Annotated in this window: 11 protein-coding genes; 10 read left to right on the top strand and 1 reads right to left on the bottom strand. The window is 70.9% G+C overall.

Features of this window, described 5'->3' with window-relative positions:
• The first annotated feature begins 13 nt into the window (after nucleotides 1-13).
• A complete protein-coding gene (locus tag QMF80_RS24725; protein WP_283456808.1) occupies nucleotides 14-1,480 on the top strand; it encodes an aminopeptidase P family protein in 1,467 nt (488 codons plus the stop codon).
• Between the two features lie 86 nt (nucleotides 1,481-1,566).
• Here QMF80_RS24725 and QMF80_RS24720 read toward each other — a convergent pair whose 3' ends face one another.
• Complete coding sequence (locus QMF80_RS24720; protein ID WP_283456807.1) at nucleotides 1,567-2,058, bottom strand: ATP-binding protein; 492 nt, start codon at nucleotides 2,056-2,058, stop codon at nucleotides 1,567-1,569.
• A gap of 221 nt (nucleotides 2,059-2,279) precedes the next feature.
• On the opposite strand from QMF80_RS24720, the gene QMF80_RS24715 reads away from it, so the two are divergent.
• The 9 genes from QMF80_RS24715 to QMF80_RS24675 all read left to right on the top strand — a co-directional run bounded on the left by QMF80_RS24715 (nucleotide 2,280) and on the right by QMF80_RS24675 (nucleotide 11,983).
• Nucleotides 2,280-3,089, top strand: a complete 810-nt coding sequence (locus QMF80_RS24715) for a hypothetical protein (RefSeq protein WP_283456806.1) — start codon at nucleotides 2,280-2,282, stop codon at nucleotides 3,087-3,089.
• A 111-nt stretch (nucleotides 3,090-3,200) separates the two neighbouring features.
• Nucleotides 3,201-3,923, top strand: a complete 723-nt coding sequence (locus QMF80_RS24710; RefSeq protein ID WP_283456805.1) for a YcnI family copper-binding membrane protein — start codon at nucleotides 3,201-3,203, stop codon at nucleotides 3,921-3,923.
• Between the two features lie 47 nt (nucleotides 3,924-3,970).
• Nucleotides 3,971-4,621, top strand: coding sequence for an SCO family protein (locus tag QMF80_RS24705; RefSeq protein ID WP_283456804.1), 651 nt, complete (start codon nucleotides 3,971-3,973; stop codon nucleotides 4,619-4,621).
• Nucleotides 4,618-5,091, top strand: a complete 474-nt coding sequence (locus tag QMF80_RS24700; protein ID WP_283456803.1) for a copper chaperone PCu(A)C — start codon at nucleotides 4,618-4,620, stop codon at nucleotides 5,089-5,091. Before QMF80_RS24705 ends, QMF80_RS24700 begins: the two co-directional genes overlap by 4 nt.
• Nucleotides 5,092-5,113: 22 nt before the next feature.
• A complete protein-coding gene (locus QMF80_RS24695; RefSeq protein WP_283456802.1) occupies nucleotides 5,114-7,048 on the top strand; it encodes a copper resistance protein CopC in 1,935 nt (644 codons plus the stop codon).
• Nucleotides 6,973-8,325 (top strand): iron uptake transporter deferrochelatase/peroxidase subunit, encoded by a 1,353-nt coding sequence (gene efeB, locus QMF80_RS24690; RefSeq protein ID WP_502962909.1) that lies wholly within the window; start codon nucleotides 6,973-6,975, stop codon nucleotides 8,323-8,325. Before QMF80_RS24695 ends, efeB begins: the two co-directional genes overlap by 76 nt.
• 42 nt (nucleotides 8,326-8,367) lie before the next feature.
• Nucleotides 8,368-9,303, top strand: a complete 936-nt coding sequence (gene pheA / locus QMF80_RS24685) for a prephenate dehydratase (protein WP_283456800.1) — start codon at nucleotides 8,368-8,370, stop codon at nucleotides 9,301-9,303.
• Nucleotides 9,304-9,884: 581 nt separating this feature from the next.
• Nucleotides 9,885-11,174, top strand: a complete 1,290-nt coding sequence (serS, locus tag QMF80_RS24680; RefSeq protein WP_283456799.1) for a serine--tRNA ligase — start codon at nucleotides 9,885-9,887, stop codon at nucleotides 11,172-11,174.
• Nucleotides 11,171-11,983, top strand: coding sequence for an HAD family hydrolase (locus QMF80_RS24675; RefSeq protein ID WP_283456798.1), 813 nt, complete (start codon nucleotides 11,171-11,173; stop codon nucleotides 11,981-11,983). The genes serS and QMF80_RS24675 overlap by 4 nt, the downstream gene beginning before the upstream one ends.
• Nucleotides 11,984-12,062: the final 79 nt, after the last annotated feature.

Here is a 12,062-nt window from a genome sequence, read left to right as displayed (position 1 = left end):
CTGAGGAGATGACGTGGCTGACGAGCTCACCCCGGAGACCCCGGAAGAAGAGCAGCCCAAGAAGACGCACAAACAGCGCAAGAACGGGCTCTACCCCGGCCTCAGCGATGAACTCGCCGAGAACATGCGCACCGGCTGGGCGGACACCGAGCTGCACGGTCTGGAGCCGATCGCCCAGGCCGCGCACACGGCCGCCCGCCGCGCGACGCTGTCCGCGAGCTTCCCCGGTGAGCGCCTCGTCATCCCCGCGGGCCGCCTCAAGACGCGCTCGAACGACACGGAGTACCCCTTCCGTGCCTCCACCGAGTACGCCTACCTGACCGGCGACCAGAGCGAGAACGGCGTCCTGGTCCTGGAGCCCACCGGCGGGACGGGCCACACCGCGACCATCTACCTGCTGCCGCGCTCCGACCGCGAGAACGGCGAGTTCTGGCTGTCCGGCCAGGGCGAGCTGTGGGTCGGCCGCCGCCACTCCCTGACCGAGGCCGAGCAGCTCCTGGGCATCCCGGCGAAGGACGTCCGCACCCTGGCCGAGGCCCTGACCGAGGCCACCGGTCCGGTCCGGGTCGTCCGCGGCCACGACGCGGTCGTCGAGGCGGCCCTGACCGACAAGGTCACCGCCGAGCGTGACGGCGAGCTGCGCGTGAACCTCTCCGAGGCCCGCGTGGTCAAGGACGATTTCGAGATCGGCGAGCTGCAGAAGGCCGTCGACTCCACCGTCCGCGGTTTCGAGGACTGCGTGAAGGTCCTCGACAAGGCCGAGGCCACCAGTGAGCGCTACATCGAGGGCACCTTCTTCCTGCGCGCCCGCGTCGACGGCAACGACGTCGGCTACGGCTCGATCTGCGCCGCCGGTCCGCACGCCTGCACCCTGCACTGGGTCCGCAACGACGGCCCCGTCCGCTCGGGCGACCTGCTGCTGCTGGACGCGGGCGTGGAGACCCAGTCCCTCTACACCGCCGACGTCACGCGCACCCTGCCGATCAACGGCCGGTTCACCGAGATCCAGCGCAAGATCTACGACGCGGTGTACGAGGCCCAGGAGGCCGGCATCGCCGCCGTGCAGCCGGGTGGCAAGTTCCGCGACTTCCACGACGCCTCGCAGCACGTGCTCGCCGAGAAGCTCGTCGAGTGGGGCCTGGTGGAAGGTCCGGTCGAGCGGGTCCTGGAGCTGGGCCTCCAGCGCCGCTGGACCCTCCACGGCACCGGTCACATGCTCGGCATGGACGTCCACGACTGCGCGGCCGCCCGCACCGAGGCGTACGTGGACGGCACCCTGGAGCCCGGCGTCTGCCTCACCGTCGAGCCCGGTCTGTACTTCCAGGCCGACGACCTGAGCGTGCCGGAGGAGTACCGCGGCATCGGCGTACGGATCGAGGACGACATCCTCGTCACCGAGGACGGCAACCGGAACCTGTCCGCGGCCCTGCCGCGCCGGTCCGACGAGGTCGAGAGCTGGATGGCCGCGCTGAACGGCTGATCCGCGCCGCCCGTACGCCGCCGCGCGGCGGCCTGCCACCGCCGATGGGCGGGGTCCCCTGTACCGGGACCCCGCCCATCGGCCGTTCAGGACACCTTCAGCAGCGCTCCGTCGCGCCACTTGAGGATCTTGTCGAAGCTGACCACGGCGCCCCGGCCGGGCCGGTTGCGGAACCGGGCGTGATCGGCCAGCTCGACGATCAGCGAGAGGCCCCGGCCGTGCTCCGCCAGCACCGGTCTGCGCCGGGCGACCGTCGCGGGCGGGAAACCCGGCCCCGAGTCGCTCACCTCGATCCGGCAGCGGTCGCCGTCGAGATATGCCGTGACGCGGTACGCCGCACAGGCCGCCGAATGCGGGGGAGCCGGACCGTCGCCCTCGACGCCGCCGGTGGCCGGGGCCTCGGCCACCGGCCCGCCGTGCTCCACCGCGTTCGCGCACGCCTCGCTCAGCGCCACCGACAGGTCGAAGGAGATGTCGGGGTCCACCCCCGCGGTCTCCATCGTCCCCAGCAGCAGCCGTCTGGCGAGCGGGACGCTCGCGGCCTCGCGCCTCAAGTGGAGAGACCACCAGATGCTCATACCGATACCTATTGCCGCCTTGGGCCCGGTGTAAGCCCCCAGCGGCCGCCAGAGCGCTCGTTCGGCCGATGCGACCCGCCCGGACACCGGTGTATGCGGTGGTGCGCGGCATTCGCGCCGCGGCCGGGGCCGTGCCGACAGGACTGCGTCCAGGGGGACTCAAGGGACCTTCCGGACCTGCCGTATGGAAGGCCTAAGCGCAGTGCGATGATGGCCCGGCCATGACTGCCCCCCACACGATGCGTGCAGGAACCGGGCTCCGGCTCCTGCGGACCGCGGTGTTCACCGCGGTCTGTGTCGTGCTGTCCGCCCTCGGACACGCCCTGGCCTCCTGCGCCACCGTGCCCTGGTGGACGCTCGCGGCGGGCTTCCTGGCCGTCTTCGCGGTCGCCGCCCCGCTCGCGGGCCGACGCCGCAGCCTGCCCGGCCTCGCCGCCGGGCTCACCGTGGGGCAGTTGGCGCTGCACGCGCTGTTCGGCCTCGGCCAGCACGGCGCCGCCGCGTCCTCCTCGGCCGTCTCCGCGCAGCCGGGCTCCGACACCTCGCTCGCGGCCCTCGCCGCCCGGCTGATCTGCGGGGGCAACTCCGTTCCGCTCAGCCCGGCCGATGCCCGGCGGGTCCTGGAGACCGCGGGGCTGAACCCGGCCGCGATGAGCGCTCCGGCACACGAAGCCCACGCGCACATGGCGCAGGCCGCGGCGGAACCCGCGAGCGGTCTGTTCAGCCTGCCGATGCTGCTGGGGCACGTACTGGCCGCGCTGGCCGCGGGCTGGCTGCTGAGCCGCGGCGACGCGGCCCTGTTCCGGCTCGTCGAACTGTCACGGCGCTCCGGCCCGGCCGCGCCGGTCCGCGCGCTGCGCACGGCCCTGGCCCTCGTACGCGCCCTGGGCAGCGGACTTCCGGGTGCGCCCGGACGTACCCCGCGGGCGCGGCGCACCACCCCCGACCGGGCCGCGGCCCCCGGCCGGGAGGCACTCCAGCACACGGTGATCAGGCGTGGGCCACCGGTGACCTTCGCCCTCGCCGCCTGACGCGGCACCTCGACTCCCCAGGACACACACGGGAGCACCGGTGCCGCGAACTCCGCGCGCGCCTGTGCCCGGAGCCACCGTCACCCCTGCTTCCCGTGGAGTGTTCCTGCCATGAAGACCTCTCGCGTCTCCTTCGTCGCCGCCCTGGCCGCCGGTAGCGTCCTCGTTCTGTCCGGCACGGCTTTCGCCCACGTGGGCATCCAGCCGGGCGAGGCCGCCAAGGGCGGCTACGCGACCATCAACTTCAAGGTCCCGAACGAGCGTGACAACGCCTCGACCACCAAGCTCGAGGTCAGCTTCCCGACCGACCACCCGCTCTCGTCCGTCATGCCGCAGGACGTCCCGGGCTGGACGGTCAGCGTCGAGAAGAGCAAGCTCGACAAGCCGCTCACGGTCCACGGCAAGCAGATCAACGAGGCCGTCACCAAGGTGACCTGGACCGGCGGCAAGATCGAGGCCGGCAAGTTCCAGCAGTTCCCGCTCTCGATCGGTCAGCTGCCCAGTGACACCGACAAGCTGGTCTTCAAGGCGATCCAGACGTACGACAACAACGAGGTCGTCCGCTGGATCGAAGAGGCCAAGGACGGCGCCGCGGAGCCGCAGAACCCGGCGCCCGTGCTGAAGCTGACCGCCGCCGCGTCCGCCGACGACCACCACGACGACGACGCCGACAAGAATTCGGGCGAGGCCAAGAACACCGAGCACGAGGACGGCGCCAAGAACACCGCGGCGTCCGGCTCCGACAACACCGCGCGTGCCCTCGGCATCGCGGGCATCGTCGTCGGCCTCGGCGGTGTCGCCTTCGGCGTCGCCTCGCGCCGCCGTACGTCCTGACCGCCGTCCGCAGCCATCCGAACCACCCCCGATCCCAGGGACACCCCATGCGCATCGCACGTGTGACGGTCGCCGCCCTCGTGGCGGCGGCCTCGCTCGCCCTCACCGCCTGTGGCGGCGACACCGGCAAGAGCAAGCCGTTCGCGGAGGTCAACGCCCCCGCCAGCACCAAGCCCGGTACCGTCCTCGACCGCCCCTTCGACAAGCCGGACCTGGTGCTCACGGACACCAACGGCAAGCCGTGGAGCCTGCGCGAGCAGACCAAGGGCAAGCCGACGCTCATCTACTTCGGCTACACCAACTGCCCGGACGTCTGCCCGCTGACGATGAGCAATCTCGCCGTCGCCAGGAAGGCACTGTCCAAGGCGGACCAGGACAACCTCCAGGTCGTCTTCGTCACGACCGACCCCGACCGGGACACTCCCGAGTCCCTCGGCAAGTGGCTCAAGGCCCAGGACCCGGCTTTCATCGGGCTCACCGGGGACTTCGCCACGATCCAGGCGGGCGCCCGCACCCTCGGCATCGGCATCGAGGCCGCCAAGAAGGAGGCCGACGGCAGCGTCGTCTCCATGCACGGCGCGCAGGTCATCGCCTTCTCCCCGAAGACCGACGAGGGCTACGTCCTCTACGGGGAGTCGACCACCGCCGAGGACTACACCAAGGATCTGCCGAAGATCATCAAGGGAGAGAACCCGTGAACCGCCGCACCACCCGCACCCTCGCCGCCGCTCTCTCCCTGACGGCAGCGCTCGCCATATCCGGCTGCTCCTCGGACTCCGGCCCGGACGACGGCAAGCCCCAGCTGTCCGTCAGCGGCGGCTACATGCCCGAACCGGTCAACGACAAGATGGCCGGCGCCTTCATGGTCATCAAGAACGCGTCCAAGACGGCGGACAAGCTCACCGCCGTCACGAGCGCACTCTCCGGCGACGTGACGATCCACCAGACCAAAGACCAGAAGATGCAGCAGGTCCAGGCTCTGGACGTACCGGCCAACGGCGAGCTGAAGCTGGCACGCGGCGGCGACCACGTCATGTTCATGGGGCTGAAGAACCAGCCGAAGGTCGGCGACAAGGTCACCGTCGAGCTGCGCTTCGAGAAGGCCGAGCCCGTCAAGGTCGAGCTGGACGTGAAGGAACGCACGTACAACCCGCAGAACGCCCGCTGACGGACCGAGGTACTGACACGCCATGACGGCCACCGCCCCCGCCCCCTCCACGGCCCGCACGGCCGCGACGGCATCGCTGCCGCGGCTCCTGCTGGTCCTCGCGGCCCTGGTCGCGGCCCTGTTCACCGCGGCCGGTCCGGCCGCGGCACATGCCGCGCTCACCGCGAGCGACCCCAAGGACGGGGCGGTGGTCGCCACGGCTCCCGCCCAGGTCACCCTCTCCTTCTCCGAAGCCGTCGCCCTGAACGGCGACTCCATCCGGGTCATGGACCCCCAGGGGAAGCGGGTCGACACGGGAGAGCTGCGCGACATGTGCAGCGGCTCCACCATCCGCTACGGCACCGCGCTGCACACCGGGCTGCCCAACGGCACGTACACGGTGGCCTGGCAGGCGGTCTCGGCCGACAGCCACCCGGTCTCCGGTGCCTTCACCTTCTCCATCGGCGCCCCCTCGGCGACCAATGTCTCGCTGCCCTCCCAGGTGGCGGGTGGCGGGCCCGTGGGCATCGCCTACAACATCGCGCGCTACGCCGCGTACGGCGGTTTCACCGTGCTCGTCGGCGGCGCCGCCTTCATCCTGGGGTGCTGGCGCCGAGGCGCCGGCGAGCGGCCCCTGCAGAAGCTCGTCCTGCGTGCCTGGGTCACGCTGACCGCGGCCACCCTCGCCATGCTGGTGCTGCGCAACGCCTACACCGGGTCGGGCAACTTCTCCGACGTCTTCGACCTCAGCGGGCTCAAAGCCGTCCTGGCGACGAAGACCGGCGCCTCCCTGGTCTCCCGCCTGCTCCTGCTGGGCGCCGTCGCCCTCTTCATGGCAGTGCTCTTCGGCGCTTTCGCCCGCAAGGTGCGCGGCGGCGACGGAAGCGAGGAGGAGGCCAAGGACACCAGTGACCTGACCTTCGGACTCGCCATCGGCGGCGCGGTGGTCTCTGCGGGCATCGCGGCGACCTGGTCGCTGTCCGAGCACGCCTCCACCGGGATCCAGCCGGGCATCGCCATGCCGGTCGACATCGTCCACCTGCTGGCCGTCGCCACCTGGCTCGGCGGGCTGGCCGCGCTGCTGGTCGCTCTGCACAAGGTCCCGGACATCGAACGCGAGGCGATCCGGCGGTTCTCCCGAGTCGCCTTCGTCAGCGTCCTCGCCCTCACCGCCACTGGGGTCTTCCAGTCGTGGCGCCAGCTCGGCAGCTGGTCCGCGCTGACCGGGACGGAGTACGGGCGGTACCTGCTCGTCAAGGTGGGCCTGGTCGCCGTGCTGATCGCGATCGCCTCGGTCTCCCGGAAGTGGACCGGCCGGCTGGCCGAGAGCACGGTGGCGCGGACCGCGCCCGTCGTCGCTCAACGCGATGTTTCACGTGAAACAGAAGCTGCCGTCACCGTCCCCCCGAGTGCCAAGCGGGCCGCCCAGCTCGCCCGGCAGCGGGCCGCCCGGGAGAGCGCCCGCGAACAGCGAGTGCGGGACGCCGATCCCGACCGGGCGGGACTGCGTCGCTCCGTCCTCGCCGAGGCCGGGGTCGCCGTCGTCCTGCTCGCCGTCGCCACCCTGCTGACCGGCACGGAACCGGGACGGGCCGCCGAGCTGGAGAGCGGCCGCGCGGTCACCGCCGTGCCGAACCGGGCCGTCAAGATCACCCTGCCGTTCGACACCGGCGGCCCGAACGGCAAGGGCACGGTCCGGATCGGACTCGACCCGGGCCGGGTGGGCGCCAACACCCTCCATGTCTGGGTGGACTCCCCGGACGGGCAGCCCTTCGACATCCCCGAGGTGAAGGTCGCCTTCACCCTCCCCGCCAAGGACATCGGGCCCTTGCCGCTCGCCCCCGATCACGCCGCCCCGGGACACTGGAGCGCTTCCGGCGTCCAGCTGCCACTGTCGGGCGAATGGCGCATCGACGTGAGCGTGCGGACCTCCGACATCGACCAGACGACCGTCCAGAAGACCGTCAAGATCGGCTGAACAGCGTGACCGACAGCAACCCCGACATCGAGATCTCCCGGCGCCGACTGCTGGGCACCGTAGGTGCCGCTGGCGCCGCCGGGCTCGCCCTCGGCGCCACCGGCGGCGCCCTGGTCCATTCCGCGATCGCCGGATCGGACGGGAGCGGCGGCGCACCCGGATCTCCGGCCGCCCTCGGCTCCACCGCGGTCGAGTTCCACGCCGGGCACCAGGCGGGCATCACCACGCCCCTCCAGGCCAAGGGCCATGTCATGGCCTTCGACCTCGCCCCCGGCGCGGGCTTGAAGGAGGCCGTCGCCCTGATGCGGCGCTGGTCCGACAGCGCCCGTCGGCTGATGGCCGGTGAAGCCGCGGGGGCCGCCGACTCCGGGATCGCCCTGGACTCCGGACCGTGCTCGCTCACCGTCACCTTCGGCTTCGGTCATTCCTTCTTCGACCGCACGGGGCTCACCGCCCGGCGGCCCGACGCGCTCGACCCGCTGCCGGAGTTCTCCGCCGACCGGCTCGACCCGCAGCGCGGAAACGGCGACCTGTGGGTCCAGATCGGCGCCAACGACGGACTGGTCGCCTTCCACGCGCTGCGCACCCTGCAGAAGGAGGCCGGGGAGGCCGCCCGCGTGCGCTGGCAGATGAACGGCTTCAACCGGACCCCGGGGGCCACGGCCACCCCGATGACGGCCCGCAATCTGATGGGCCAGGTCGACGGCACCAACAACCCCAAGCCCACCGAAGCCGACTTCGACAAGCGGATCTTCGTTCCCGACGGCGGACCCGGGCCCGCCGAGCACGCGTGGATGGCCGGGGGCTCGTACGCGGTCGTCCGGCGCATCCGGATGCTGCTCGACGACTGGGACAAGCAGCCCCTCGCCAAGCAGGAGCAGGTCATCGGCCGCAAGAAGGCCGGCGGGGCGCCCCTGAGCGGCGGGACCGAGACCACGAAGCTCGACCTCGACGCGTTCGGCGCCGACGGGAAGCCGGTCATCCCCTCCAACGCTCACGCCCGGATCTCCGCCCCCGCGCAGAACGGCGGAGCCGCCATGCTGCGCCGTCCCTTCTCCTTCCACGACGGGATCGGACCCGACGGCGTCCCCGACGCCGGTCTCCTGTTCATCTGCTGGCAGGCCGACCCACTGCGCGGATTCGTCCCCGTCCAGCGCAAGCTCGACCGCGGTGACGCCCTGTCCGCCTTCATCCGTCACGAGACGAGCGGGCTGTACGCCGTGCCGCGCGGACCGCGCACCGAGGAGTACGTGGGACAGCCGCTGCTCGAAGGATGAACAGCCCTTCGGGGCACGGGGCAGCGGCATTAGGCTGATCACATGTCGGCCACTCGCTTCACCTATCTCGGTCCCGAGGGCACCTTCACCGAAGCCGCCCTCCGCACGCTGCCGGAAGCCGCGACCCGGGAACTCGTTCCCATGGTGTCGGTTCCGGCGGCACTCGACGCCGTACGGAGCGGGGAGGCGGCGGCGGCACTGGTGCCGATCGAGAACTCGGTGGAGGGCGGGGTCACCGCCACCCTGGACGAGCTGTCCTCCGGCGAGCCGTTGATGATCTACCGCGAGGTGCTGCTGCCCATCGCGTTCGCGCTGCTCGTACGGCCCGGGACCAAGCTCTCGGACGTCAAGACCGTCACCGGGCACCCGGTCGCCCAGCCGCAGGTCCGCAACTGGCTGCGCGCCAACCTGCCCGACGCGGTGTGGGAATCGGCCGCCTCCAACGCGGACGGCGCCCGGCTCGTGCAGGAGGGCCGCTACGACGCCGCCTTCGCGGGTGAGTTCGCGGCCGCCACCTACGGGCTGGTGCCGCTGGTCACCGAGATCCATGACGCGGAGAACGCGGAGACCCGTTTCGTGCTGGTCGGCCGCCCGGCCCGGCCCGCCGCTCCCACCGGCGCCGACAAGACCTCCGTGGTGCTGTGGCTCGGCGAGGACCACCCCGGTGCCCTCCTCGAACTCCTCCAGGAGTTCGCCGTGCGCGGGGTCAACCTGATGCTCATCCAGTCCCGGCCCACGGGCGAGGGCATCGGCAACTACTGCTTCGCGGTGGACGCCGAAGGCCACATTTCCGACCGCCGGGTCAGCGAGGCCCTGATGGGGCTGAAGCGCACCTGCCCGCAGGTCCGCTTCCTCGGTTCCTATCCGCGGGCGGGCGTCGCTCTGAGTGAGATTCGCGCCCCCCGGCCGGGCACCTCCGATGGCGATTTCACAGCCGCTTCCGACTGGCTGACCCGCTGCCTGGACGGCCGGGCCTAGCGCTGGTCCGGCCACGGCCCCGGGGCGGCGCCCACTATCCACATAGTTATCCACAGGCAGCCGTGGAGACCTGGGGACAAGTCGACAGTGCGGCACGACAAGGTCGACAAATCGGTCGGGCGACCCAGGTTTCGCGCTGGGGAGCGGAAGGTGAACGGCGTCACCCCTGTATCGCTGATCAACTCTTTGGGGCGAGTCATTCCCACCCGAATGAGTGTGTGAGGGCGGTTTGAACCCTGAAACGCTCCGCCCTCGAAGCGCTCGGTAATGATCTCTTTTCGTGTCCACAGATACGACGCACAGCCTGTGGATAAGCCCGCCAGGATCCCAATTCCTGTGGACAAAGGAGCGCTTCACCGCTGCTCAGCCCGCCGTCCCGCGCCGGACGATGTGCCCCTTTTCCGGGATTCAGACACGCTTATCGCCGCTGGATCGACTCCCGGTCGGGCCCGGACCGGCCCGACCGGAAGGACCAGTTCCGGCCACGCCCGCGTAGTTTTCCATTCGCGGCAATTGGGACATAGCGACACGCAGCGTTATATCGGTTCGAGGGCCGGAACCCAGCCCGGTAGCCTGGTGGGGTGATTGACCTTCGGCTGCTCCGTGAAGACCCTGACCGTGTCCGCGCCTCGCAGCGCGCCCGTGGAGAGGACGTCGACCTCGTCGACGCACTGCTCTCCGCCGACGAGCGCCGTAGGTCCTCCGGCTCCCGATTCGACGAGCTGCGCAATGAGCAGAAGTCCCTGGGCAAGCTGATCCCCAAGGCCTCTCCCGAAGAGCGCGCCGAGCTGCTGAAGAAGGCCGAGCAGCTGAAGACGGATGTGAAGGCCGCCGAGGCCGAGCAGAACGAGGCGGACGAGACCGCCAAGCGGCTGCTGCTCCAGCTCGGCAACATCGTGCACCCGGACGTACCGGTCGGCGGGGAAGAGGACTTCACCGTCCTGGAGACCCACGGCACGATCCGCGACTTCGCCGCCGAGGGCTTCGAGCCGAAGGACCACCTGGAACTCGGCGAGTCCCTCGGCGCCATCGACGTCGAGCGCGGCGCGAAGGTCTCCGGTTCGCGCTTCTACTACCTCACCGGCGTCGGCGCCCTGCTGGAACTCGCGCTGGTGAACGCGGCGATCGCGCAGGCGGGCGAGGCCGGGTTCATCCCGATGCTCACCCCCGCGCTGGTCCGCCCGCGCGCCATGGAGGGCACCGGTTTCCTCGGCCAGGCCGCGGAGAACGTGTACCACCTGGAGAAGGACGACTACTACCTCGTCGGCACCTCCGAGGTGCCCCTCGCCGCATACCACATGGACGAGATCCTGGAGGCGGACCAGCTGCCGCTGCGCTACGCCGGGTTCTCGCCGTGCTTCCGCCGTGAGGCCGGTACCTACGGCAAGGACACCCGCGGCATCTTCCGCGTGCACCAGTTCGACAAGGTCGAGATGTTCTCGTACGTCGCTCCGGAGGAGGCCGAAGCCGAGCACCAGCGCCTCCTGGAGTGGGAGAAGCAGTGGCTCACCGGCCTGGAGCTGCCGTTCCAGGTGATCGACGTCGCCACCGGCGACCTCGGCTCCTCGGCCTCCCGCAAGTTCGACTGCGAAGCCTGGATCCCGACCCAGGGCAAGTACCGCGAGCTGACCTCCGCCTCGAACTGCGACGGGTTCCAGGCCCGCCGCCTGTCGGTGCGCATGCGGGAGACCAAGGACGGCAAGAAGGTCATGCGGCCGCTGTCCACGCTGAACGGCACCCTGTGCGCCGTACCCCGCACGATCGTGGCGATCCTGGAGAACCACCAGCAGGCCGACGGCACGGTGCGGGTGCCTCCGGTCCTCCGTCCCTACCTGGGTGGCCGTGAAGTGCTGGAGCCGATCAACAAGTGAGCGCGGCACCCTTCCCGTACAAGCTCGTCGCGACCGATCTCGACGGCACGCTCCTGCGTGACGACGACACGGTCTCGGAGCGCACCCGCGAAGCACTGATCGCGGCGACCGCGGCGGGTGCGGCGCACATCATCGTCACCGGCCGGTCCGTGCCCTGGACCCGGCACGTGCTGGACGACCTCGGCTACAAGGGGATCGCGGTGTGCGGGCAGGGTGCTCAGCTCTACGACGCCGGATCGCGCCGGCTGCTCACCTCGGTGACGCTGGACCGGCAGCTCGCAGGTCTCGCGCTCTCCAAGATCGAGGCCGAGGTCGGACCGCTGGCCCTCGCGGCGAGCCGCGACGGGATAGACGGGGAGGTGCTCTTCGGCCCGGGTTACCGGGTGCAGGAGGGCCTGCCCGCGGTGTACCTGCAGGACACCGCCGCGCTCTGGACGGCTCCGCTGAACAAGCTCTACATCCAGCACCCGGGGCTCGACGACGACGAACTCGTCCAGGTGGCGCGGGCTACGGTGGGCAGCCTGGTGGACGTGGTGATGGCCGGGCCGGGTGTCGTGGAGATCCTGCCGCTCGGGCTGAGCAAGGCCACCGGCCTGTCGCTGGCCGCGCGTCGGCTGGGGGTGAAGGCGGCGGAGACGATCGCCTTCGGAGACATGCCCAACGACATCCCGATGTTCGGATGGGCCGCGCACGGTGTGGCCATGGCCAACGCTCATGCGGAGCTGAAGGCGGTGGCCGACGAGGTGACGACGTCGAACCAGGCCGACGGGATCGCCGTGGTGCTGGAGCGTCTGCTCGGCGCCGCCTGAGCGCGACGATCTGAGGGAAGGTCCGGGACGGCCCGCGCCGCGAGGCGCGCTCGAAGTGGCCGCCCCCGACCTTTTTGTT

This window comes from Streptomyces sp. G-G2 (assembly GCF_030063135.1).
GTDB lineage: Bacteria > Actinomycetota > Actinomycetes > Streptomycetales > Streptomycetaceae > Streptomyces.
The sequence above is the reverse complement of the archived record's forward strand: the minus strand, read 5'-3'. Positions and strand labels throughout refer to the sequence as shown.

Excerpts from the sequence above, each read along its gene's own strand:
- QMF80_RS24720 (WP_283456807.1), bottom strand. The coding sequence starts at position 2,058 with ATGAGCATCTGGTGGTCTCTCCACTTGAGGCGCGAGGCCGCGAGCGTC.
- QMF80_RS24715 (WP_283456806.1), top strand. The coding sequence starts at position 2,280 with ATGACTGCCCCCCACACGATGCGTGCAGGAACCGGGCTCCGGCTCCTG.
- QMF80_RS24710 (WP_283456805.1), top strand. The coding sequence starts at position 3,201 with ATGAAGACCTCTCGCGTCTCCTTCGTCGCCGCCCTGGCCGCCGGTAGC.
- QMF80_RS24705 (WP_283456804.1), top strand. The coding sequence starts at position 3,971 with ATGCGCATCGCACGTGTGACGGTCGCCGCCCTCGTGGCGGCGGCCTCG.
- QMF80_RS24695 (WP_283456802.1), top strand. The coding sequence starts at position 5,114 with ATGACGGCCACCGCCCCCGCCCCCTCCACGGCCCGCACGGCCGCGACG.
- efeB (WP_502962909.1), top strand. The coding sequence starts at position 6,973 with ATGGCGCATCGACGTGAGCGTGCGGACCTCCGACATCGACCAGACGAC.
- pheA (WP_283456800.1), top strand. The coding sequence starts at position 8,368 with ATGTCGGCCACTCGCTTCACCTATCTCGGTCCCGAGGGCACCTTCACC.